The sequence below is a fragment of the Mesorhizobium sophorae genome (assembly GCF_002270415.1).
GTDB classification, from domain to species: Bacteria; Pseudomonadota; Alphaproteobacteria; order Rhizobiales; family Rhizobiaceae; genus Mesorhizobium; species Mesorhizobium sophorae.
In genome coordinates this window covers 105486-129106 of sequence record NZ_NNRI01000015.1, presented here as the reverse complement: position 1 = coordinate 129106, position 23621 = coordinate 105486, and the positions used below count along the sequence as shown (strand labels likewise).

At 63.5% G+C, this 23621-nt stretch carries 22 protein-coding genes; 11 read left to right on the top strand and 11 right to left on the bottom strand.

The genetic code is table 11. The features are described from left to right. Positions 1–25: 25 nt before the first annotated feature. The gene (locus CGZ66_RS23420; RefSeq protein WP_095088466.1) at positions 26–1051 is read left to right on the top strand and encodes an NADP-dependent oxidoreductase; all 1026 of its coding nucleotides are present in this window, start codon (positions 26–28) and stop codon (positions 1049–1051) included. Between the two features lie 49 nt (positions 1052–1100). Here the strand turns inward: CGZ66_RS23420 and CGZ66_RS23415 are convergent, their stop codons facing one another. Next, entirely contained in the window at positions 1101–1811 is a 711-nt protein-coding gene (locus tag CGZ66_RS23415) for a YjbE family putative metal transport protein (protein ID WP_095088464.1), read from the bottom strand. A gap of 400 nt (positions 1812–2211) precedes the next feature. Here CGZ66_RS23415 and CGZ66_RS23405 point away from each other — a divergent pair, with 400 nt between their 5' ends. Together CGZ66_RS23405 and CGZ66_RS23400 are read left to right on the top strand one after the other, a co-directional pair. After that, complete coding sequence (locus CGZ66_RS23405; protein WP_095088460.1) at positions 2212–2664, top strand: lipocalin-like domain-containing protein; 453 nt, start codon at positions 2212–2214, stop codon at positions 2662–2664. Between the two features lie 445 nt (positions 2665–3109). Beyond that, the gene (locus tag CGZ66_RS23400) at positions 3110–3364 is read left to right on the top strand and encodes a DUF768 domain-containing protein (protein WP_095088458.1); all 255 of its coding nucleotides are present in this window, start codon (positions 3110–3112) and stop codon (positions 3362–3364) included. A 62-nt stretch (positions 3365–3426) separates the two neighbouring features. Here CGZ66_RS23400 and CGZ66_RS23395 read toward each other — a convergent pair whose 3' ends face one another. Both CGZ66_RS23395 and xseA read right to left on the bottom strand, forming a co-directional pair. Beyond that, a complete protein-coding gene (locus tag CGZ66_RS23395; RefSeq protein WP_095088456.1) occupies positions 3427–4557 on the bottom strand; it encodes a DmpA family aminopeptidase in 1131 nt (376 codons plus the stop codon). A gap of 4 nt (positions 4558–4561) precedes the next feature. Beyond that, a complete protein-coding gene (xseA, locus tag CGZ66_RS23390; RefSeq protein WP_095088454.1) occupies positions 4562–6127 on the bottom strand; it encodes an exodeoxyribonuclease VII large subunit in 1566 nt (521 codons plus the stop codon). A 119-nt stretch (positions 6128–6246) separates the two neighbouring features. Between xseA and CGZ66_RS23385 the strand changes: the two genes are divergently transcribed. Then, positions 6247–8457 (top strand): bifunctional diguanylate cyclase/phosphodiesterase, encoded by a 2211-nt coding sequence (locus tag CGZ66_RS23385; protein WP_095088452.1) that lies wholly within the window; start codon positions 6247–6249, stop codon positions 8455–8457. A 24-nt stretch (positions 8458–8481) separates the two neighbouring features. On the opposite strand, the gene CGZ66_RS23380 is transcribed toward CGZ66_RS23385, so the two are convergent. Next, the gene (locus tag CGZ66_RS23380; protein ID WP_095088450.1) at positions 8482–9438 is read right to left on the bottom strand and encodes a LysR substrate-binding domain-containing protein; all 957 of its coding nucleotides are present in this window, start codon (positions 9436–9438) and stop codon (positions 8482–8484) included. 177 nt (positions 9439–9615) lie between these two features. On the opposite strand from CGZ66_RS23380, the gene CGZ66_RS23375 reads away from it, so the two are divergent. Beyond that, positions 9616–9906 (top strand): DUF1127 domain-containing protein, encoded by a 291-nt coding sequence (locus tag CGZ66_RS23375; protein WP_095088448.1) that lies wholly within the window; start codon positions 9616–9618, stop codon positions 9904–9906. A 166-nt stretch (positions 9907–10072) separates the two neighbouring features. On the opposite strand, the gene CGZ66_RS23370 is transcribed toward CGZ66_RS23375, so the two are convergent. The 4 genes from CGZ66_RS23370 to CGZ66_RS23355 form a co-directional block, all read right to left on the bottom strand. Next, positions 10073–11086 (bottom strand): DUF937 domain-containing protein, encoded by a 1014-nt coding sequence (locus tag CGZ66_RS23370; RefSeq protein WP_095088446.1) that lies wholly within the window; start codon positions 11084–11086, stop codon positions 10073–10075. A 104-nt stretch (positions 11087–11190) separates the two neighbouring features. Continuing rightward, the gene (locus CGZ66_RS23365; RefSeq protein WP_095088444.1) at positions 11191–12564 is read right to left on the bottom strand and encodes a glutamate--cysteine ligase; all 1374 of its coding nucleotides are present in this window, start codon (positions 12562–12564) and stop codon (positions 11191–11193) included. 245 nt (positions 12565–12809) lie between these two features. Next, on the bottom strand, positions 12810–13544 hold the full coding sequence (locus CGZ66_RS23360) for a 16S rRNA (uracil(1498)-N(3))-methyltransferase (protein ID WP_095088442.1): 735 nt from the start codon (positions 13542–13544) through the stop codon (positions 12810–12812). 31 nt (positions 13545–13575) lie between these two features. Further along, positions 13576–14238: a hypothetical protein gene (locus CGZ66_RS23355; RefSeq protein ID WP_095088440.1), complete on the bottom strand. Its 663-nt coding sequence runs from the start codon at positions 14236–14238 to the stop codon at positions 13576–13578. An 88-nt stretch (positions 14239–14326) separates the two neighbouring features. Between CGZ66_RS23355 and CGZ66_RS23350 the strand changes: the two genes are divergently transcribed. Together CGZ66_RS23350 and CGZ66_RS41375 are read left to right on the top strand one after the other, a co-directional pair. Further along, positions 14327–15025 carry a type 1 glutamine amidotransferase gene (locus CGZ66_RS23350; protein ID WP_095088438.1) on the top strand — a complete coding sequence of 233 codons (699 nt, stop codon included), beginning with the start codon at positions 14327–14329 and terminating at the stop codon, positions 15023–15025. Positions 15026–15462: 437 nt separating this feature from the next. After that, a complete protein-coding gene (locus CGZ66_RS41375) occupies positions 15463–15594 on the top strand; it encodes a hypothetical protein (RefSeq protein ID WP_257784452.1) in 132 nt (43 codons plus the stop codon). Between the two features lie 37 nt (positions 15595–15631). Here the strand turns inward: CGZ66_RS41375 and CGZ66_RS23340 are convergent, their stop codons facing one another. Genes CGZ66_RS23340 through CGZ66_RS23330 form a run of 3 tightly spaced genes read right to left on the bottom strand, consistent with a single transcriptional unit; the run spans position 15632 to position 18418 of the window. Beyond that, positions 15632–16423 carry a metallophosphoesterase gene (locus CGZ66_RS23340; RefSeq protein WP_095088434.1) on the bottom strand — a complete coding sequence of 264 codons (792 nt, stop codon included), beginning with the start codon at positions 16421–16423 and terminating at the stop codon, positions 15632–15634. Between the two features lie 35 nt (positions 16424–16458). After that, positions 16459–17595, bottom strand: a complete 1137-nt coding sequence (locus CGZ66_RS23335) for an alpha-hydroxy acid oxidase (protein ID WP_095088432.1) — start codon at positions 17593–17595, stop codon at positions 16459–16461. Between the two features lie 43 nt (positions 17596–17638). Beyond that, complete coding sequence (locus tag CGZ66_RS23330) at positions 17639–18418, bottom strand: FCD domain-containing protein (RefSeq protein ID WP_095088430.1); 780 nt, start codon at positions 18416–18418, stop codon at positions 17639–17641. Positions 18419–18626: 208 nt separating this feature from the next. Here CGZ66_RS23330 and CGZ66_RS23325 point away from each other — a divergent pair, with 208 nt between their 5' ends. The 4 genes from CGZ66_RS23325 to CGZ66_RS23305 all read left to right on the top strand — a co-directional run bounded on the left by CGZ66_RS23325 (position 18627) and on the right by CGZ66_RS23305 (position 23621). After that, the gene (locus CGZ66_RS23325) at positions 18627–19949 is read left to right on the top strand and encodes a DUF3422 family protein (RefSeq protein WP_095088428.1); all 1323 of its coding nucleotides are present in this window, start codon (positions 18627–18629) and stop codon (positions 19947–19949) included. 138 nt (positions 19950–20087) lie between these two features. Further along, on the top strand, positions 20088–21584 hold the full coding sequence (locus CGZ66_RS23320; RefSeq protein WP_095088426.1) for an FAD-linked oxidase C-terminal domain-containing protein: 1497 nt from the start codon (positions 20088–20090) through the stop codon (positions 21582–21584). Between the two features lie 250 nt (positions 21585–21834). Next, complete coding sequence (locus CGZ66_RS23310) at positions 21835–22419, top strand: ASCH domain-containing protein (protein ID WP_095088424.1); 585 nt, start codon at positions 21835–21837, stop codon at positions 22417–22419. Further along, positions 22416–23621, top strand: coding sequence for an FAD-binding protein (locus CGZ66_RS23305; RefSeq protein WP_095088422.1), 1206 nt, complete (start codon positions 22416–22418; stop codon positions 23619–23621). Before CGZ66_RS23310 ends, CGZ66_RS23305 begins: the two co-directional genes overlap by 4 nt.

Here is a 23621-nt window from a genome sequence, read left to right as displayed (position 1 = left end):
TTCTTAACAGCGAGGTCGTGCCCAAATGTCAGCCCAGACAAACACCCGCATCGTGCTTGCAGCGCGACCGCAAGGCCGGCCAAAGCCAGGCGATTTTCGTATCGAGACGGTTGAAATTGTCGAGCCGGCGGAGAACGAACTCCTCCTGCAGATCCTCTACCTGTCGCTTGATCCCTATATGCGCGGGCGGATGAACGACGCCAAATCCTATGCCAAGCCGGTCGAGATCGACGGCGTGATGGAAGGCGGCACCGTTGCGCGTGTCGTCAGATCCCGCCATGCCGGCTTCGCTGAAGGCGATGTCGTCCTGTCGCACTCGGGATGGCAGAGCTTTGCACTGTCCGACGGCGTCGGGCTGCGCAAGCTCGAACCCGCGGCGGCGCCCGTCACCACGGCACTCGGCGTTCTCGGCATGCCGGGCTTCACCGCCTATGCCGGCCTGCTCACGATCGGACAGCCAAAGCCTGGCGAGACGGTCGTCGTGGCGGCGGCCAGCGGCGCGGTCGGGTCAGCCGTTGGACAGATCGCCCACATCAAGGGTGCGCGTGTCGTTGGCATTGCCGGCGGCGCCGACAAATGCGCTTTCGTGCGGCAGGAGCTCGGCTTCGATGCGGTCGTCGATCATCGTGCCGATGATTTTGCCGCGCAGTTGAAGGCGGCCTGCCCTGATGGCATCGACATCTATTTCGAGAATGTCGGCGGCCCTGTCTGGGATGCGGTGTTCCCCCTTTTGAACGATTTTGCCCGCGTGCCGGTCTGCGGGTTGATCGCGCAATACAATGTCATCGCGGAGTCCGGCATCGATAGGCTGCCGACGCTGATGCAGCAGGTGCTCCACCGCAGCCTGACGATCAGGGGGTTCATCCAGCGTGAATTCGTCGACCAGCGCCCGGCATTCTACCGCGACATGGCCGACTGGATAGCAACCGGCCGCGTTCGCTACCGGGAAGATATCGTGGATGGAATAGAGAACGCGCCGCGAGCTTTCCTTGGCCTTCTCGAAGGCAAGAATTTCGGCAAGCTCATCGTGCGGGTCGCCGGAAATCCCTGAGGGCTTTGCCCAAGAGGATTTCCGGCATTTCGAATCCAGAAATGGTCGCTCATTCCTTGCCCCGCATGGAGACTCTAATTGTTGGGGCTCCCATCGAACTCGACGTTCTTGAAAGAACCGTCCAATAGTCGAGTGCTTTCAACTGCTCGACGCCATCCAGCACCATGCTGCCTGCGACATAGACGATGACCGCAAGGCCGAGCCAGCCGATCCAGCGATGCCTGGCCAGCAGCGCCGCGACCAGGGTCGAGGCGATAGCCATCAGCACCACCGACAGGATGAGGCCAAAGACAAGCGCATCCATGTCGTTGCTGGCAGCACCTGCCACGGCGAGCACATTGTCCAACGACATCGAAACGTCGGCAACGACGATCTGCACGATCGCTGTGCGCAGCGCCTTGGCCGGTCGTGTCGCCGCAAGGAAAGCCACGGTCGGATCGGCGTCTGCGCCGTCCCCGTCATCGGCATTGCCGGCGGATCGCAATTCTCCGAACATGTTCCAGCAGACCCAGAACAACAGCAGACCGCCGACCAGCATGATGCCCGGGATCGCCAGCAACTGCACGGCCACCACGGCAAAGAAGATACGGATGACAGCCGCTGCGGCGATGCCGGCGATGATCGCCTTCTGCCGCAGCGCCTTTGCCAGGCCCGCGGCCGCCATGCCGATCACCACGACATTGTCGCCCGACAGAACGAGATTGATGGTGATGACTTCCAGATAGGCTGTGATCGTCGCCTGATCGATCCCAAGGGACATCCGGTAAGCTTCCCTGTCGTTCGCAGTTTTCCTTGCCCTAGGCAGGACTCAGCAAGACGAGTGGACCCTACCATGCATATGGGGCTTCGCTTCCGGCAAGATAGGGGTGGCCTGTTGTCACCGCACCTCGCCCTGCGGCAGCGTCAATGGCGGCATACTCCAGCACATTATCGGCTTGGACGCGGCGGCATTCGCTGCGCCGTTCTCGATGCGCACGATCCGGTCGTGTCTCGGTTTGAAGGCTAGCTGGTCGCGATCCGGGCCGAACTCCTGTATGCTTACCGCAAAGCATGGGGAGGTCTCATTCCATATGCCGTCCAGACTGCCCGGATGCGCCGAGCCCGGGACCACGCGGACGGTATAGAAAGCGCTCTGCCAAGAAATAGCGGAGGTGTGGGCAATGGCTCAAGATATGCCCGTTCAACCAATTCGCCACGAACTCCTGCTTGGAAGCTGGCGAATGACGTCTTGGATGACGAGAGACGTTTCGACCGGGGAGCGGCAGCCAGCTCTGGGTCAGGAACCTCATGGCATCGTCATCTATACACCTGAGCGCGTCATTTTCTTTATCCTTAGGAACAATCGCAATCGGCCGCAGCGTTTGCCGCCATCCGACGAAGAGAAGATTGCGTTGTTCGACTCGATGTTCGCCTATTCGGGCAGCTATACGGTTGAGTCAGATCGCGTTGTCCATCATGTCGACATGAGCTGGAATGAAGCATGGAGTGGCACGGAACAGGTGCGGTTCTGCAAAGTCGACGAACATACGCTGACTTACACCTCGCCCCCCACCCAAAATCCGTTCGACGGGCGCGAGATTATTCACGAAGTAACCTATGTGCGAGAGAAATGACCCTGGGTCGATCTGCCTCTCATGTCTCGGCATCGACCGCATCGCAAGATTTCAAACTGAGACACTACCTGATGGCGAGCAGAGTCGACATTGCGTGAGGATGTCACTATATACCGGCGGCTTCGACCCGCGCGCCTCAGGGCAGCGCCGCCGAAGCGACTGTAAATGTGTTACGGATTGCGCCATCTATTGTGACGAAATCGGCTAGGAAACCGGAAAAAAGCAAATAGAAACAGTGGCGCAAAGCTGGGCGTGATCCCAGCCAACGGTACCGACCCCTCAGAAACAGAATGCTCTTGACCCCTCGATTTCCTTTGACGCTGTGGACCTTGGACAAGATCGGCTTGCCGGCTGGCGACGACTCGGTTCGTATGGGACCATGCATCCTTTGCGGGGTGTCGGCGTTTATGATTACCAACCGGCTTTGCCGCCAGGGAACAGCAGTATGAGTGAACACGCGATCGAGTTCTTGCGGGGATGGATAGGCGAAAAGGTCCACTGCCAGTCATCCCACGCCAGGATCGACAAGCAGGCCGAGTCTCTGGCCAAGGAATGCGCTGCCAAGGCGGCAGAGGTCGGCATCCCTCTGGAGGATATCCAGGAAGAGGTCGGCGACATTCAGGAACTGATCGCCTCCCGGCTCGAGGAAGCGGCCGAGGCCGACGAGAACCAGCAGGCCCCCAGCAAAGCCGCGAAATAGCCGCTTAGAGCAATTCCAGGAAAACTGTCTGGAACGCGGGCTATTCGGCCCGCGTCTTCGTATCAATCATCCCCTCCGCCAAATTTCTCTTTCAGCCACACTTTCGGCAACGCCGGCACGAAATTGCCGTCGCGTCCGCTCATGTCGTCATTGGCGACCAAGGCGTTGAGGATCGATTCCTCCACGCTCTGGATCACCGCATCGAAAAACGGATCGATGTCGGTGTCGGGAACAAAATCGGCGCTGGCGATGCGGCCGGACGGTGCCAGCGCCGCGCTCGCATTGGCGGTCGAGAAGGCGATAAAGATGTCGCCTGAACTGTGATAGCCGAAGCCGCCGGTCATGGCGACGCCAAGCGGCACGCGGCGCGCCAGCCGCTTCATTTGATGCGGCAGGAATGGCGCGTCGGTGGCGATGACGGCGATGATCGAGCCCTTTTCGGCACGCGGTGTGCCTTGCCGGATCGCCGGCTCGGCAAGCTCCGGCCCGGCGCGCAGGCTACGAACCGTAAAATTATGCCGCTTGCCGAAATTCGACTGCACGAAGGCGCCGACCGTGTAGGCGCGGCCGTGCCATTCGACGATGCGCGACGCGGTCCCGGATCCGGCCTTGAAGCCGAAGGTGATCATGCCGGTGCCGCCGCCGACGCTGCCTTCCTCGATCGGTCCGCTGGCCGCACCGTCAAGTGCCTGCGCAACATGCTCTGATGTCAAATGGTGGCCGTTGATGTCGTTGAGGAAGCCGTCAAAGGTCTCCGCCGCCACCGGCAGGCCCCAGGCGCTGTCGAGTGCCGCCGGCAGTACGCTTTGCATCCAGCGCAGCGTGCCATCGCGTGAAACACCGCAGGAATGCGTGTTGGTGATGGTGATCGGAAAGTTGAATGCGCCGGTTTCCTCGACGATGTGCGAGCCGGTCATTTCGCCATTGCCGTTCTGGCTGAAGATGCCGGCAAAGACGGGCGTGGCAAGATCGGCGCGCGGCCGGGGCAGGATCGCGGTGACGCCGGTACGCACCGGTCCCTGGCCAACGACGAGCGCGCCATCGCCTGAAATCAGCGTCGTGAAACCGACGGCGACGCCCGGCACATCGGTGATCGCGTTGAACGGACCGGGTGTGCCGTCGAAACCGATGCCAAAACGCCGCGCGCGCGGCTTGCCGGAAGGCGTTGCCAGATGGTTCGGATTGTCGGTCATGATCTCAGAACAGCGATCCCTGATTGCCGGGCTCTTTGGCCTTTGCCGCCGGCTTGGCCACGGTTTTCGGTCTTGCCGTGCCGCTGGTGGCAATCGCATCGGCGGTACCGTCGGCGAACTCCAGCGAAAGCGCCATTCCCGACGCCACTTCGGCCGCATGTTTGATCACTGCCCCATCGGCGTCCTTCACCAGGGCGAAGCCGCGCGCCAGGACGGCCTTGTGCGAAAGCGTGGTCAACAGGCGATCGGCCTGGTTCAATTGTCCGCGCAGGCGCTCGAGCCGAGCGGAGATCACCCGATCCTGCCGTCGTGCCAATGCTGCCAGCGTGTCCCCTTGCAGCTTCTGGCGCCGCGCGATCGGGGCCGGCGAAAGCCGCGCCGCGGTGCGCGAAAATCGTGCGCGCCGTTCGCGCACGATGGCAAAAAATGCCGCTTGCGCGCGGGCGAGGTCGCGGCCGGTCAGCGTGCGGGCTTCGTTCATGCGCCGCGACAGCGTGGCCGGCGTCAGCCTTTGGCCTTGAAGCCGCGCCCGCTTGCGATCGACGCTGACGGACAGCGCCCGGCCGAGGCGGCTTGTCGCCTCGTCGAGGCGTCGGCGCGGCAGCGCCAGCAATTGATCGGGCGAGGGGAGCGCGCGGGCGGCGGCACGGGCGGCTTGCCGCTTGCGCTCGAAATTACGCAAGACCGCCGCCTTGAGCCGCGCGCCAAGGCTGGCAAGCGTCGCTTCGAGGTCGGCCTTCACCGGCACCGCAATTTCGGCGGCACCTGTCGGTGTCGGGGCGCGGCGATCCGCGACGAGGTCGATCAGCGTCCAGTCGGTCTCGTGGCCGACAGCCGAGATCACCGGAATGGCGGAGGCTGCAACGGCACGCGCCAGCGCCTCGTCGTTGAAGCCCCAAAGGTCTTCGAGGCTGCCGCCGCCGCGCGCCACGATCAGCAGATCGGGGCGCTGGACGGCACCGTCCCAGGCCAGCGCGTTGAAGCCATTGACAGCGGCGGTCACTTCCGCGCCCGCCGTCTCGCCCTGCACACGTACCGGCCAGACCAGCACATGCAATGGAAACCGGTCCTTGATGCGATGAATGATGTCGCGGATGACGGAACCTGTCGGCGAGGTGACGACGCCGATGACGCGCGGCATGAACGGCAGCAACCGCTTGCGGCCGGGGTCGAACAGGCCCTCGGCCTGCAGCCGGCGCTTGCGCTCTTCCAGCAGCGCCATCAGGGCGCCGGCGCCGGCTGGCTCCAGATTGTCGATGACGATCTGGTAGTTGGATTTGCCGGGATAGGTTGTGAGCTTGCCGGTGGCGATTACCTCCATCCCCTCCTCGGGGCGGAATTTCAGCCGGCTCATCGTGCCCTTCCACACCACGGCGTCGAGCCGCGCGCGGTCGTCCTTCAGCGCAAAATAGGCATGACCGGACGAATGCGGCCCGCGATAGCCGGATATTTCGCCGCGCACCCGCACATTGCCGAACACGTCCTCGACCGTGCGCTTCAGCGCGCCGGAAATCTCGCTCACCGTGTATTCGGTGGCGTTCGTGCGTGATTCGGATGCTGCCTCGCTCATTGGCCGATTGGGGAACGGTTGAACGCCCACGTCAAGGCGCCTGTGACGGACCACGCGTCATAACGCGATGTTAAGCCTGCTTTGATTGAGTTGAATCCAACGAAGCTGGCCAAGGACGCATGAGCGCAAGCGGACATCGCAGCCCATTGACGTATCAGGTCACGCTGACCGTGCTGGCGCTTGCCGCTTTTGCGCTGGTCATGGTCGTGGGATTTGGCTTCTACGCGGCCGTGCAGACCGATCGTGCCTCGCTTGAGCGACAAAAGATATTCTTCGCCAACGGTTTGCAGGATCAGATCGCTACCGTGGAGCGCGAGCAGGAAAGTATCTCGGTCTGGGACGATTCCATCCTTAACGCCAAGGCCGGCAACCAGCAATGGATGGTCGAGAACATCAGCGTCTGGATGTACACCTACTACGGTCACAACCGTGTCTATGTGCTGGACGAGGCAAACCGGCCGATCCACGCCATGCAGGAAGGCAAGGTGATGCCGCTGGCCGTCTACGGCGCGGATGAGCCTGCTTTGCTGCCCACCATCGAAAAGCTGCGCCAGCTGATCGCTCAACCGCCGCAAGCGAACGCATCCGGCGGCCCGACCAAAATGGTCGCCGAGGACCTGGTGTCGCTTGAGGGCAAGCCCGCGATCCTCAGCATCGCACCGCTGGTGCCGAGTTCGGATCGTGTCACCCAGGCGCCGGGCAGCGAATATCTGCATGTCTCGATCGAGTTCATCAACGACACTGTCATCGGCAAGATCGCCGAAAAATATCTGCTTGATGGCGCGCACCTGCTGCTTTTGTCGCAACCGGTCAGCTCAGCCGCCATTCCGCTGATGAATTCACGCGGTGTCATTCTCGGCTACATCGGATGGGATCAGGAGCGCCCCGGTCTGACGCTGGTGCGCAAGGCAGGCCCGGCATTGGTCGCCGGCGTGCTGTTTGCCGCGGGCGCATTGATCTTTCTCCTGCGGCGCCTGCGGCGGACATCGCTGGCGCTGCAGACCAGTCAGGCGCAGGCACAGTATCTCGCCTTTCACGATACGCTGACGGGTCTCCCCAACCGGGCTCTCTTCGAGGACCGGTTGCGGCGAGCCTTGCTCGCGACCGGACGCGATACGGCAAGGATAGCGCTGTTTTATCTCGATATCGATCGTTTCAAGCATGTCAACGACACGCTCGGCCATCCCGCCGGCGACGAGCTTGTGCGCCAGACGGCAACCAGGCTGCAGCAGACGATCCGGGAAATCGACACGGTGGCGCGGCTCGGCGGCGACGAGTTCGCGCTTATTCTGGTCGATGTTCGCGACATCAGGGCGGCCGAGGATGTTTCGGAACGGCTGCTGCGGAAAATGCAGGAGCCGTTCAGGCTGATGGACGATCAGGTCTTCGTCAGCGCCAGCATCGGCATTGCCCTGGCGTCGGGTCCGCAAGTCGATGCTGACGATCTGCTGCGCAAGGCCGATATTGCGCTTTACGAGGCCAAGAAGAACGGCCGCGGTCGCCATCAGATCTTCGCCGGCGACATGGACGACCTCTTGCTGCACAAGCGCAAGGTCGAGAACGAGCTCCGCAGCGCCCTTTCTGGCGGGACCGGGATAAAACTGGCCTATCAGCCGATTTTCGCCGCGGATGGCAGGACGATCGCCGGCGCCGAAGCGCTGATCCGCTGGGCGCATGAGATCCATGGCGCGTTGCCGCCGCAACAGTTCATCGCCATTGCCGAGGAACGCGGCATGATCGGCGAACTCGGCAAATGGGTGCTGGCCGAGGCCTGCCGGTTCGCCGTCGGCACGCAATTGCCCTGGGTTGCCGTCAACGTCTCGCCGCTACAGCTGCGCGATGCCGGGTTCGCCGACGAGGTTGCGTTGATCCTTGCCGAGACCGGGCTGGCGCCGGCGCGGTTGCAACTTGAGATCACCGAGAGTGTGCTACTGGAAAACAACGACACCACCAGGACGGTACTGGCGGCCTTGCGCCAAACGGGCATCAGGGTTGCGCTCGATGATTTCGGCACCGGCTATTCTTCGCTGAACTACCTGCGCCGCCATGCCATCGACAAGCTCAAGATCGACCGTTCCTTCGTGCGCCTTCTCGACAATGATCGAAATTCCACCGCGATCGTCAAGGCGTTGGTCGACCTTGCCATCGCTCTCGACGTCGAGGTCACCGCGGAGGGGGTCGAGACCGAGGAGCAAAAGGCTCTGCTCGTCGGCATGGGCTGCCATCAGTTGCAGGGCTATCTGCTGTCACCGCCGCTGGAACCGGCCCAGATGCTGGCCCTCGCAGGCCCGTCGCCCGTTGAGGGGAGGTCGGCTTCGGCTCTTGGTTGACCTTCCTGTCGGGGAGGATCTGGCCTACCAGCCCGGCAGGATCTGGTTCGGCTTCGTCCGCTTCATCTTGGCATAGGCGAGGGCGGCGAAGTCGAATGTCCCGGCCTCTTCACCGATCGGCACGGAAATATTGTCCAGGCTTTCCGAAATGTGGCGGGCAAGTGCATCGACGATCTCCGGTCGCGACGTCTGGCCGCGCATGATGCCGATGCGGCAGTCGGGCAGGGCGCCGAAGCCGTCGGCTTCGCCCAGCACCCGCATGCCGGGCCTGAGCGCGCATTCCGGCAGCACCGAGATCGCCAGGCCGGAAAGTACGGCGGCGGTGATGACGGTCGCCGAGAAGCTGGTGAACAGGATGCGATACTCGCGGTTCTGCTGGTCTAGCACGTCGACGGCGGCGCGCCGCCAGATGCAATTCGGCCGGCCAAAGGCCATCGGCAGCGTCTGCTGCTCGTGCGTCGCATGGTTGGCGGAGGTGACCCAAAGCAGCGGCTCGCGCCGCACCACCTCCGATTGGCCGCGTACATCATTGTGCGTCACCAGTGCCAGGTCGAGATTGCCGCGCTTGATATGCTCGACCAGCCCGGGCGTCGGCTCGCAGATGACCGTCAGTTCGACGCGCGGATTGGAGCGCGTGAACCGCGCCATGATCTCGGGCAGGAAACGGTCGGCATAGTCGTCGGGCGTGCCAATACGGATCGTGCCTTCAAGCCGCCGGTCGTCGAAGGCGGCCAGCGTCTCGCGGTTGAGATAGAGCAGCCGCCGCGCGTAGGAGAGCAGCTTGTCGCCTTCCTCGGTCAGCCTGTTGGTGCGCCCGTCCTTCTCGAACAGCGGCTTGCCGATCCGCTCCTCCAGCCGACGCATCTGCATCGACACCGCCGACTGCGTCCGGTGCACCTCTTCCGCCGCCCGTGTGAAGCTGCCGGTATCGGCAATCGAGATGAAGGTCTGCAACTGATCGAGATCGAGTGGCGCTTTCATCGGTCCAATCCATCACTAGTGTTGATGCCTAGGATTAGAAACATTCGTTGGATTAATCAATCGGTCGATGGCAAATTGTCATTGTCCACATGAAGGCATGTGAATCGAAGCCGAAACGGACGCTGTCGCCAGCGCCGATGGCAGGGCTTTGTCCGTTCGAGTCTGAAGGAGACCGACATGACCACGTTTGATTTCGCCACCGAGACCTCGCGCATCACCTCGCGTCCGGCCGTTGCGACGCGCGTGGCAAACACCGTCTCCAACGTCTACCGCGCCTGGAAAAACCGCCGCGCCTTCTATCGCCTTGGCGAGATGTCGGATTCCGAACTCGCCGATATCGGCCTGACGCGCGCCGACCTCCATGTCGCCATCGACATACCGTTTGGCCGCGATCCGACGAAGATCTTGCGCGAAATCGCCAGCGATCGCGTCGAAACGATCGAGGATATCGTCCGCAAGGTGGCCTGATCGCCTGGCTTGGTTGCTGTCGCATCGGTTGCCGTGAACCTTCTTAAGGTTCGACGCGACTGACGAGTATGCAGGCCCCCACTCCCTGCCGGATCCCCGCCGGCCCGCCTGCACTTTGGCCCGGTCCTCCCAGGACCGGGCTTTTCTTTTGAAGTGCCAATCGGTGCTAGCGCCGATCCATGTCCCGCTTGAACTGGTCGAAGATCGTTTCCACGCCCTTCTGATATTCGTCACGCTGCTGGGCGCCGGTCTCGAACATCTTGCCGAACAGGTCGTCGAACGGGTTCCTCGGCCGGCCGCTCGGATTGGTCTGCGGCTGCGGCGCCTGCCGCTGCGGTGGTGCCTGTGGCTGTTGCGGCGCGGGCTGTCCGCCCCCGCCGAAGCCGCCACCACCTTGCCGCAGCATCTCCTCGAAGATCTTGCCCAGTGGGTTGTCGCCATGGGGGCTCTGGGTCTGCTGCGGTTGCGATGGCTGCGGCTGCGGCGCGCCACCGCCGAACATGTCCTGCAGCACCTTGCCGAGCGGATTGTCGCCATAGGGATTGGGTGCCGGCTGCGGCTGGCTTTGCGGCTGCGGGGCACCGCCGCCGAACATGTCCTGCAAAACCTTGCCGAGCGGGTTGTCCATCGGATTCTGCGGCTGCGGTGCCTGGCGCGGCTGTGGAGCGGGGGCTTGCATGCCGCTTTGCCGCATCATCTGCTCGATGATCTCGCCGAGCGGATTGTTGCCGCCGCCAAAGCCACCGGCGGCTTGCATCTGATTTGTCGTCTGCTTGAACAGCCCGCCCATGACCATCGAGGCGATGGTCGGCAGCATCTGCTGCAGGATCTGCTGGCTGACGCCGCTGGCTTGCGCTGCCTGGCTGGCCACGGCCCGCGACAGGTCCTTCGAGCCGAACAGGTGGCCCAAAATGCCGTTGCCCTCATCGACGCCTTGCGGCGAGAAGGCTCGGGTCGCGTCCTCGAAATACTTGGCGTGCTGGCCGCTTGCCATTGCCGTCATGAAGGCGCCGAGCCCATAGGGATCGGCGGTGTTGCGCTGCAGCCCCTGCGAAAAGGCCGGCAGCAGAGCGGCAACGGCCGCCTGTGTCTGCTGCATCGAAAGCCCGTATTGCTGGGCAAGGGCCTGCATCCCGTTGCCGTTCTGGGCCTGCGCCAGCATATCGAACAAGGTGGGCATCGGCTTTCTCCTCCGGGAAATCCTAGGGTGGAGAGCCTAATTCGTTTCGATGGCCGATTGAAGCGGCTTTTGCCAATCAATCGGCCGCGCCTGCACTCGCAGGGTTAGTAGGCGTATTCCATGAAGACCGGCTCGATCGAGCCGCCCCAGCGCGTGTGGTAGGCGGAGAGCATCTCCTCGGCGCTGGTGGTGCCGCGTGCGACCACTTCATCGAGCGTGTTGAGGAACGAGGTCTCGTCATAGCCGTCGCGGTTCTTGCGGCCACGGTTCTTCAGGCCCATGCGTGAGATGACCATCACGTCGCGGGCGATCTCGCGCAGCGTGGTGTTGCGGAAGGACGCGGAAATGCCTTGTTCCGGCACCGCGGTGCGCATCGCCAGCACTTCGTCATATGTCCAGCTTGAGGTCAGTGCCTCGGCGGCGTCGAGCGCTGCCTCGTCATAGAGCAATCCGACCCAGAAAGCCGGCAACGCGCAGATGCGCCGCCACGGCCCGCCATCGGCGCCGCGCATCTCGAGGAAACGCTTCAGCCGCACATCCGGGAACAGCGTCGACAGATGGTTCGCCCAGTCGCCCATCGTCGGCAGCCCGTCCGGCACTTCATTGCGCGCGGCGCCGGCCATGAACTGGCGGAAGGTGATGTGCGTCATGTCGTGATAGTGGCCGTCGCGGATGACGAAATACATCGGCACGTCGAGCGCCCATTCGACATAGTCGGCGAAACCGAAATCGGGCGAGAAGCAGAATTCGAACAGGCCCGAGCGCTGGTTGTCGGTGTCGCGCCAGATGTCGCCGCGCCAGCTCTGCAATCCGTTCGGCCGGCTCTCGGTGAACGGCGAATTGGCGAACAATGCCGTCGACAGCGGCTGCAGCTTCAGCGACACCTGCATCTTGCGGCGCATGTCGGCTTCGCTCTCGAAGTCGAGGTTCACCTGGATCGTGCAGGTGCGGTACATCATGTCGAGACCCTTGGTGCCGACCTTGGGCATGTAGCGCGTCATGATCTCATAGCGCGACTTCGGCATTTTTGGCGTCTCGGCCAGCGACCATTTCGGGCTGCCGCCAAGGCCGAGAAAGCGGATGCCCATCGGCTCGGCGATCTCGCGCACCTGTGCCAGATGCGCATTGCCCTCGCGGCAGGTCTGGTGGATCGTCTCCAGCGGCGCGCCGGACAGCTCGAACTGGCCACCCGGCTCTAGCGAAATCGCACCCTGGCCGGTCGGTTCGACCAGGCCGATGATGCGGCCGTCATCGATGATCGGATCCCAGCCGAGTTTCTGCTGCATGCCTTCGAGGATGGCGCGGATGCCGCGCTCGCCGCCATAGGGCACAGGCGCGTTGCCGTCGACATAGAACGGGAATTTCTCGTGCTCGGTGCCGATGCGCCATTTGTCGCGCGGCTTGTTGCCTTCGGCCAGATGCTCGACGAGTTCATCGACGCCTTCGATCGGGCGGAAATCGGTTGTGTCGCGCGCCATGATAGAGCCCTCCGCACATAATCCCGAAGATCGGCTTTCGATTTTCGGAAAGGATCACGTGCCCCTTCAAGTGTTACAGCGTCGTTTGCGCGTCCGAAAGGACACGCGGAGTTGTAGGACGGTCGGACGACCGCCGGCGCTAGATGGACGAAATGTCAGTAGTCGATCAAGCGAAAAATCCTGAGCCACAGGTCAACAGGAATTGAACGATACTGCGCTCTCCGTCCCTTGCAAGGAATGAAGTCTCACCAGTCTCCGACGGTAGCCTGGATCACCGAAAGTGCTGCCACCGCCGCCGTATCGGCGCGCAGGATACGCGGTCCGAGCGGAATGGCCGTGACGAAGGGCAGGGCGCGCAGCATCTTGCGCTCGTCATCGGAGAAGCCGCCCTCCGGCCCGACCAGCAGCCCGAGCTTCTTTTCCTTGACCGCCTGCAGAGCCGGCAGCGGATTGTTGGTCGAGGCGTCCTCGTCGCAGAAGATCAGCCGCCGCTCTCTGTCCCAGCCGGTCAGCAGGTGGTCGAACTTTTCGGCTGCACGCACCTCCGGCACCGCCAGGATGCCGCACTGTTCGGCGGCCTCGACGACATTGGCGCGCAGGCGATCGATGGAAGGTTTTGCCACTTGCGTGTGCTGGGTGATGACCGGCTGCAGGACACCGGCGCCCATTTCGACCGCCTTCTGCACGAGATAGTCAAGCCGGCCCTGCTTCAGCGGCGCAAAGCAGTAGATGAGATCGGGCAGCGGCGGTTGCGGCCGTTGCAGCGCCAGCACCTTCAGCCGCACCGCCCTTTTTGTCTTCGCCGCGATGGCCGCCGACCATTCACCGTCACGACCGTTGAACACCAGGATTTCGGCGCCTTCGCCAAGCCTCAGCACATGCAGCAGATAGTGGCTCTGCTGCTGACCGGCATCGAACTCGATCTCGGGCCCGAGGTCGTCGGGCACGAACAGGCGTTGCATCTTGTAATTGGCGCGCATCGCCGAGGAATGAGCGAGCCGCCCGCCGGCGTCAAGCCTCGGCGGTCGGATGCCACACCGGCCGAAAGCCATGCTGCAGGACGGCGAGCGTCGTGGCCGGCGTCAGCAGCGCAAGCGCCTTGCCTTCGAGCAGGTTGAAATCGGAGGGTGGGCCATATCCGGCAAAAGACCAGCGCAGCGCCTTGCCGCCGCGCAAGGCATAGGCGGTGCCGCTATCAGCAAGCATCGCACCGTCGGGAAGACTGGCAAGTTCCTCGAGGGCCAGCATCGGTGGCTTGCCACCGGACGCCAGCCGCTCCTTGTGCAGCCGCTTGTCGACCTGCGGCGCGCGTGGCTCGGCAATGCCGAAGGCATGGCCGAAGCGGCCGACGAAATCCTTGGCCCGTTCGCGCTGGCAAAAGAAGCAGGGCCGATGCCCGGCCGCCAGCGCGGTCACCTCGTCGAGGAAGAACAGCTCGGTCCAGCCCGCTTTGCCACCCAAATGGTCGTCGCTCTTCCGGTTGCGGCCCATCGGTTCGCGCCGGACGTCGCGGAATTGGCAGACGCAGATGATCCAGGCCGGAAGCGCCCAGCGCTTTTTCAGCAGTGTCTTTGTCTCGGGATCGTGGATGATGCCGCGATTGCCGGTGAACAGCCCGCGCTCGGGCACGGCGTGGATGGCGCCGAACGGATCGACCCGGTTCTGCAGTGGCATAGTTTTCTCCCGCAACACGCATCTTGGCTGCAATGCTGGCGGCATGATATCGCTCCTCGCATCATTTTAATGTCAGCAGGGTTTCGCGATGCGGGTGCTGGTGGTCCAGAACTACGACAATACCGGTCTTGGCCAGGTAGGCGCGGCTCTGGCGGAAGCGGGCGCCGACCTCGATCTGCGTTTGCCCTACAAGGGCGATCCCCTGCCGGATGATGCTGGCGGGCACGATGCCATGGTGGTGCTCGGCGGAGGCCAGAATGCGCTGGACGACGACGATTATCCCTATTTCCCGGCTCTGCTCGAATTGACCCGCGATTTCGCCGACAAGGACCGTGCCGTGCTCGGCATCTGCCTCGGCAGCCAGCTCGTTGCCCGTGCCTTCGGTGGCGAGAACTGCATCGGCGGCGCCAACGAGTTCGGCTGGCACGGCGTGTCGCTGACGCCGGACGCCAAGGGCGATCCGGTGCTTGGCACGTTGCCGGAGAAATTCCCGATCTTCCAGTGGCACGACGACACATTCGTGCTGCCTGAGAACGCCGTGCGGCTCGCCGGCAATGATGTCGCCGAGAACCAGGCGTTTCGTGTTGGCCGCGCCGTCTACGGCTTCCAGTTCCATTTCGAGGCCGACCGACCGATGGTGCAGGACTGGAGCACGTCCTTTGCGCCGACCATCGCCGCGCGCCATCCCGACTGGGCCGGCAAGCTCGATGGCGAAATGGCCCGTAACGGGCCTGATGCCGACGCTGCCGGCCTGGCCATTGCCCGCGCCTGGGTGGCGACGATCTAGGGTGCGTTGATATTCAGGTGATGCCGGCCTGCAAACGCCGGCTTCCTGCGCTTCCGGTGCTCACGTACCCAAAAGTACGCTCCGCTCCGGTTCTCGGAACCCATCGTTTTCGGCTCGGCCTGATCTGAATCTCAACACACCCTAATTTGAGCACCCCAGTGTCCTGCCGCGTGACATAATTGGCACGCGGCGGTGAAACCGCCTGGGGAAAACCCTTTCATCCTTGGCTTGTGTCCGCCCGTCATCCTAGAAGGCGCGCGCTCTGCATCGGCTGTGCAACCGCGATGAACCTTTGGTGTGACCCGCGCGACACACCGTCGATACAGAGTGCGCCTAGAAGCGCGAAATCGTCGAAACTTTGAAGCGAATTCTCCGTTTCAACGCATTGGTAACCGCCTGGTGCACAGATGCAGCAAGCTCAACAAGAGATGACGTCCGTGAAAGCAGCGCTTCTGTCCTTTGCCATGTTGTCCGCCATCGTGCTGTGCGGCCTCGGCATCTATTCCGCCGACGCAGCCAACAACCACAACGCCGTCGACGGCTACGGCGTCACCGCCTCGCTTCGCTAAAGCCGGAGCGTTTTTCGCGTCTTTGGACGCGCCGCGCTCAAGCTCCCTTCGTCGTCCCAGCCTCCTTGATCGCGATCGTCAGGATGCGTTTGTCCGGGCCGTCGACGACGAGCGCGCTGAGCATGCCTGATTGCCAGGCAAGCGTGTCGACATTGACGCGGTTGGCCATCACTTCCGCTTCCGGCACCGGCGTGTGCCCGTGCACCACGATCTTCGGGAACAGGCCCTGGTAATTGTGGAAGATGTCGCGGATCCACATCAGATCCTGCGGGTTTTGCCTTGCCAGCGCGATGCCCGGCCTGATGCCCGCATGGCAGAAGAAGAAATCCCCGAGCGTCAGCGAAAGCCGCAGCGATCGCAAGAAATCGATATGGGTTTGCGGCACCGCCTCGACCAGGGATTCATGTCCTTTGCGCACGGCCGCCTCGGCTTTGCCGAACCACATGCTGGTGCCTTCACTGATCGCCACGCCGTAGGACAGTGCCGTCTGGATGCCGCCGAAACGGATGAAAAGCCCTTCCGGGTCGGGCTTCTTGAGAAAGTCGAGAAAGCCGACGTCGTGGTTGCCGGCCAGCATCACATGGCGCGGGTCGCGCTCTCGCGCCTCGATCAGGAAGTCTATGACGCCCTTTGAGTCCGGTCCACGGTCGACATAGTCGCCAAGATGGATGACGCGCCAGTCGGCAGGCGCATCCCGCTCGATCTCATCCTCGATGCGCTGATGCATGGCGGCCAGTAGGTCGAGCCGGCCATGCACGTCGCCGATCGCGTAAAGACGCACACCTTTCGGCCCATGAGCGTCGAGAAAATGGATGCCGGGTTCTGCCAACTCTGCGCCGTCTCCGTGGTCAGGCTGTCACGGACTTAGCGCCGGAGCTGGTCCTTGCCCATGTCGGTGACCAGACGCTTTCCGCACAGAGCCAGCGTGATGTCCATCTCCTTGCGGATGATTTCCAATGCCTTGGTAACTCCTTCCTTGCCGAGCGCACCCAGGCCGTAAAGAAATGGCCGGCCGATATAGGTGCCCTTGGCGCCGAGGCAGAGCGCCTTCAGCACATCCTGGCCGGAGCGGATGCCGCCATCCATGTGCACTTCGATCGTGTCGCCGACCGCGTCGGCAATCTCCTCCAGCGCCATGATCGAAGACGACGCGCCGTCGAGCTGCCGCCCGCCATGGTTGGAGACGATGATGGCGTCGGCGCCGGTCTTGGCCGCCATCAGTGCGTCTTCCTTGTCGAGAATGCCTTTGAGGATCAGCTTGCCGCCCCAGCGTTCCTTGATCCAAGCGACATCCTTCCATGACAGATGCGGATCGAACTGCTCCGTCGTCCAGGAGGACAACGAGGCGACGTCGCCGACGCCCTTGGCGTGGCCGACGATATTGCGGAAGGTGCGGCGCTTGGTGCCGGCCATGCCCATCCACCAGCGCGGGCGAATGGCGATGTCGGCGATGTTGGCCAGTGTCATCCTGGGCGGCGCCGAAAGTCCGTTGCGGACATCCTTGTGGCGTTGTCCGAGGATCTGCAGGTCGAGCGTCAGCACCAGCGCCGAGCACTTCGCCGCCTTTGCCCGGTCGATCAGGTCGAGCACGAAATCCTTGTCGCGCAGCACATAGAGCTGGAACCAGAATGGCTTCCTGGTCACCGAGGCGACATCCTCGATCGAGCAGATGCTCATCGTCGACAGGGTAAATGGCACGCCGAATTCCTCGGCCGCCTGCGCGGCCAGCATCTCGCCATCGGCATGCTGCATGCCGGTCAGGCCGGTCGGCGCCAGCGCCACCGGCATTGCCACCTTTTCACCGATCATGGTCGATTCCAGCGAGCGGTTGCTCATGTCGACCAGCACGCGCTGGCGGAATTTGATCTTGGCGAAATCCTCCTCGTTGGCCCGATAGGTGCTTTCAGTCCAGGCGCCGGAATCGGCGTATTCGAAGAACATTTTTGGTACGCGCCGGCGCGCGAGGTCCTTGAGATCGGCGATTGTAAGGATTTGGCTCATGAGGGTCCCCGCTTATCAGTCCTGGGAGCGTCTGCGTGTGAATTCATCTGGCCCCATCAGAACGTTGCCTGAGCCTCAGCCGCGAGACGCGTTGCCAGTCGCCGCTGCGCTCGGCCTCGGCCATCGACCGCTCGACATAGATCATGTGGTCCATCGCCGCTTGCCGCGCGGCCGCAGGGTCACCGGCCTTCACCGCGGCATGGATCGCCCGGTGCTGGGCAAGCAGCGCCTCGCGCGCGCCGGGCACGGTGAACACCAGCAGCCGGTTCTGGAACACGCCTTCCGACAGCAGCCGGTAGCAGGAGCGCAGCGTGTGCAAGAGCAGGATGTTGTGCGCGCACTCGCAGATCGCGTGGTGGAATTCGACATCGATTTCGGCTTCGTCGTCGAAATCGCCGGTCCGGTGCGCTTCGTCCATGCGCGCCATGATGCGGTCGAGCAGCGCCAGATCCTCCGGCGTGGCGCGTCGCGCCGCATACTCAGCCGCGACGCCCTCGATCTCGCGGCGGTATTCCAGGTAGTCGGCCACCGCCTTGCGATGCATCGAGATCAGGTCGGCCACCGGCTTGGTGAACAGCTGGCCAATGATGTCGGCGACATGCGTGCCGCCGCCGGCCTTGGTCGTCAAAAGGCCGCGCCCTTCGAGCGCCTTGAGAGCATCGCGCAGGATCGGCCGCGACACGTCGAACTGGCGTGCGAGCTCGCGCTCGCCAGGCAACCGGTCGCCGGTGCGCAGCACGCCTTCCAGGATGAGGCTCTCGATCTGCTGCACCACCTCGTCGGCGGTGCGCGAATGCTCGATCCTGGAAAAAATGTCGCTCAACAGAATGCCTGGAAGGTGAACCGCTGACGTGCAGGATAAAGCCTGCGTCGCCAACTGGTCAAATTATTTATCCAATTGGTCGAAGCGGGTCGGTATTGACGCCTGACGCCATATCGTCTTCGGCTAAACTTTGCTGTTTGCGTCATCTGGCCATTGGCCCTAGAGGGACGCAATGTAAGAGGGTCTAGAGAACCCCGGGGGACAAGCCGTGTCAGACGACCCGTCCAATCTCGAGTTCCAGCCGCGCGCCAAGGGCAGCGTCATGGGTTTTCCCGCGCACGAGGGCCGGCCCGGTGCGCTTGGCGAGGTCCATGCCCGGCCGCATCCGCTGATCGACAAGCCGCGTGTCCTGGTGCAACTCGCCTTCATGACCGAGGGCGGATCCGGTGTCGACCATGCGGTGCTGTCCGAACTGTCGCGGCGTCTGGGCATTGCCGCGCCCGACCGCCAGGCCCGCCACCACGCCATGAAGTGGGGCAAGGGCTCGCTGCGCTGGGAGCGGCACACGGAATTCTCGACCTATCTGTGGGAAGGCCCGCTCTCCGAAAGCGGCAGGGCGCTGGAGGACTCGCCGTTCGGCAACGGGTTTTCCCCGCCGGGAACCGTCATCTCGGGGATCAGGCTCGAAATCCGTAAGTGGACGCAAGCGAGTGAGCGGCTGATCGCCGGCTTCGACCCGACCAGCCTGTGCTATTCGCTGGTCGAACGCGGCAACGCCGCCATCGTCACCGATTTCCGCCAGGATGGCGACGGCATGACCCGCATGTTGGTGCTCGACCGCGGCCTGACGCCGGCGCGAACCGGGGCGCTGTCGCAACGGCTGATCGACATCGAAACCTACCGAACGCTGGCCATGCTTGGCCTGCCATTGGCGCTGACCTTGTCCGGCCGCGCCCGCCGCATCGAGGACAGGCTGGCGCAGACCACGCTGGAAATGAAGGTCGCCGAAACCCGCGACAGCCAGACGCTGCTGGCCGACCTGACCGAGCTTGCCGCCGAGTTGGAAGCGGACGCAGCATCGAGCCTCTACCGTTTCGGCGCCAGCCGCGCCTATGACGGCATCGTCGTCGAGCGGCTGGAAGCGCTTGAGGAAGAAGCCGTGCCCGGCTACGACACCTGGGGTGGGTTCCTGCAGCGCCGCGTCGCACCGGCCATGCGCACCTGCCGCTCTGTCGAGGAGCGCCAGGCCAATCTGTCGCGCAAGCTGACCCGCGCCACGACGCTGCTGCGCACCTGGGTCGATGTCGAGGTCGAGAAGCAGAATCGCGACCTGCTGGCGTCGATGAACAACCGCGCCCGCTTGCAACTGCGCCTGCAGCAGACCGTCGAAGGCCTGTCGGTCGCCGCCGTCTCCTATTATGTGGTCGGCCTCGTCGGCTATGTCGCCAAGGGCGCCTCGATCTTCGGCCATGCCTTCGCGCCGGAGGTCGTCACCGCGGCCTCGGTACCCGTCGCCATTCTGCTGGTCTGGTGGGGCGTGCGCCGCGTGCGCCGGTTGCATTCCGAACCCGGCAAGCCGGCGGGCGAATAGGGCTGTACCCGCAGCGGCAGATTGCCGCTGCGGAAGCCTGTCCGGCGGTGACTTTGGACTTTCCGCCAAAGCTGGATTTGCAACCGCCAGGCTTCACTGGTAAAAGATTTTGACCAGTCAAGCAAAACGAGGCTGCAGATGTCCGGCCTGGCCATGCCGAAACCAGACGACGCCACGATGCGCCGGCGCGACGAGATCGTCGCCGACATGCGCATCATCGTCCCGGGCGAGGGCGTCGTCGACGCCGCCAATTCCATGCGGGCCTTCGAGAGCGATGGCCTGACAGCCTATCGGCAGCTGCCGCTGGTCGTCGTGCTGCCACAGACGGTGGCGCAGGTTTCCCGCGTGCTGAAATACTGCAACGACCGCAACATCCGCGTCGTGCCGCGCGGCTCCGGCACCTCGCTGTCTGGCGGGTCATTGCCGCTCGAGGACGCGGTGCTGCTGGTCATGAGCCGCTTCAACCGCATCCTGGCGATCGATTTCTCCAACCGCGTCGTCGTCGCCCAGCCGGGCGTCACCAATCTCGGCATAACCACCGCCGTCGAGCAGGAGGGCTTCTACTACGCCCCCGATCCATCCTCCCAGATCGCCTGCTCGATCGGCGGCAATGTCGCGGAAAATTCCGGCGGCGTGCACTGCCTGAAATACGGCCTCACCGCCAACAATGTGCTCGGCATCGAGATGGTGCTGATGAATGGCGAGGTGGTGCGGCTCGGCGGCAGTCACCTCGATGCGGAAGGTTACGACCTGCTCGGTGTGATGACCGGCTCGGAAGGGCTGCTCGGAGTCGTCACCGAGGTCACCGTGCGCATCCTGAAAAAGCCGGAGACCGCACGCGCCCTGCTGATCGGCTTTCCGACCAGCGAGCAGGGCGGCCAGTGCGTCGCCGACATCATCGGCGCCGGCATCATTCCGGGCGGCATGGAAATGATGGACCGGCCGGCGATCCATGCCGCGGAAGATTTCGTCCATGCCGGCTATCCCCTGGATGTCGAGGCGCTGCTGATCGTCGAGCTCGACGGGCCGAGTGTCGAGGTCGATCACCTCATCACCGCCGTCGAGGCGATCGCCATCCGGAACGGTTCGACCACCTGCCGCATCTCGCAGTCGGAGCAGGAGCGGTTGAGCTTCTGGGCCGGCCGCAAGGCGGCCTTTCCGGCGGTTGGCCGCATCTCGCCCGACTATTACTGCATGGATGGCACCATCCCGCGCAAGGAACTGCCTCGCGTTCTGGCCGGCATGCGCGAGCTGTCGGAGACATACGGTCTCGGCGTCGCCAATGTCTTTCACGCCGGCGACGGCAATCTGCATCCGCTGATCCTTTACGACGCCAATGTGCCCGGCGAACTCGACAAGGCCGAAAGCTTCGGCGCCGACATATTGCGGCTCTGCGTCAAGGTCGGTGGCGTGCTTACCGGCGAACACGGCGTTGGCGTCGAGAAGCGCGACCTGATGCCGGAGATGTTCAACCAGATCGACCTCGACCAGCAGATGCGGGTCAAATGCGCCTTCGACCCCAACCATCTTTTGAATCCCGGCAAAGTCTTCCCGCAGCTTCGCCGCTGCGCCGAACTCGGCCGCATGCACATTTCCGGCGGCAAGCTGCCGTATCCGGACATTCCAAGGTTTTGAGGGGAAATGTCGGCGCTTGAACACCCCCCTCTGTCCTGCCGGACATCTCCCCTGCAAGGGGGGAGATTGGCTGGCCGCAATGCTGGTGCTTATCCTTCAACCAAAGGAATTTGCGAAAGCCGTGGTGACGATCTGATCTCCCCCCTTGCGGGGGAGATGTCCGGCAGGACAGAGGGGGGTGGGAAGGATCGCGGCATCTCCACACCTCTGTTTGGCGCAGGCTTCGCCCAATACCCGAGTGAGGTCTGAATTGCTGTTCAAACAATCCTCGCTGGACAAGATCGCGCGCAAGGAAGTGACGCTCGCGTTCCGCCGCTGGAAGCGGCCGGCGGTCAAGGCCGGCGGGCGGGTAAGGACGGCGTCGGGCGTCGTGGTGATCGGCGATATTGCGATCGTGGACATGTCCGCACTGACGGAAAAGGACGCAACCGCGGCCGACTTTCCGGCACTCGGAGCTCTTCAGGAGATGCTGGGCTCCCATGACGGCACCCCGGTCTACCGCATCGAACTCAAAGGTATCGAACCCGACGAACGCGTTGCCTTGCGTGGCGAGGCCTCGCTTTCCGATGCGGATTGGCACGCCCTGACCGCACGATTTGCGCGCTGGGACAAGACGGCACCGGGTTGCTTCCCGTCGACCCTGCGGACGATCGGCGCCCACCCGGAAGTGCGGGCGGCTGAGCTGGCTGCGATAGCCGGCGTCGAAACGCTGAAATTCAAGCAGGATGTCCGCAAGCTCAAGGAACTCGGCCTCACCGAGAGCCTCGAGATCGGTTACCGGCTGTCGCCAAGGGGCGAAGCCGTGCTCGAAAAGCTCCGGGAGCACAGGCTTTGACGTCTTTTACCCCGACCACATCGGACGAAGTCCTGTCCACCGTCGCATGGGCGGCGGCGGAGGAATCGCCACTCGAAATCCTTGGCCATGGCTCCAAGCGCGGCATTGGTCGTCCGCAACAGTGCGAACACACACTCGACCTGTCCAAGCTCACAGGCGTTACGCTCTATGAACCGGCCGAACTGGTGCTGTCGGCCAAGGCCGGCACGCCGCTGGCCGACATCGAAACACTGCTGGCGGAAAACGCCCAGCAGCTTGCCTTCGAGCCGATGGACTACGGCCCGCTGCTTGGTGGCGAGCCTGGCAAAGGCACCATCGGCGGTGTGCTTGCGGCGAACCTTTCTGGCCCGCGCCGGCTGAAGGCGGGCGCGGCGCGCGATCATATCCTGGGCATCAATGCCGTTTCCGGCCGTGGCGAGGCGTTCAAATCCGGCGGCCGCGTGGTCAAGAACGTCACCGGCTACGATCTGTCAAAACTGATGGCCAACAGCTGGGGCACGCTGGCCGCGTTCACGGATGTCACCTTCAAGGTGCTGCCCGCCGCCGAGACCGAGGTCACGCTCGCTGTCCGCGGCCTGCTCGACGATGCCGCCGCCGCCGCCATGGCGCTGGCGCTCGGCTCAAGCGCCGAAGTGTCGAGCGCTGCCCATCTGCCGGAGCGCATCGCCGCGCGCGTCGCCGGCGGCACGCTTGGCAGCGAGGCCGCGACGTTGTTGCGCGTCGAAGGTTTTGGCCCTTCCGTCGCCTATCGCATCGCCGCTCTGAAAACGCTGCTCGGCAAGGCTGGACCGCTGGAGGAGATTTCCGGCGAGGCTTCACGGCTGATCTGGCGAGATGTGCGCGATTGCAGGCCCTTCGCCGACGGCACCGAGAAGCCGGTCTGGCGTGTGTCGAAGACGCCGGGAGAGGGCCACCAGATGGTTCTGACGCTGCGCATGCAGGCCGCTGTCAGCGCGTTCTATGATTGGCAGGGCGGGCTGGTGTGGTTGCGCATGGAAGAGGGCGACCCGGAAGCCGCTTTGCTGCGTGGGCTGTTGAGAAAACATGGCGGCGGCCATGCGACGCTGGTGCGCGCCGCCCCTTCCCATCGCGCCGCCCTGCCGGTTTTCGAGCCGCAGGCGCCGGCGCTGGCCGCACTTAGCGCGCGGCTGAAGCAGGAATTCGACCCAAGAAACATCCTCAATCCCGGCCGCATGGCCTAG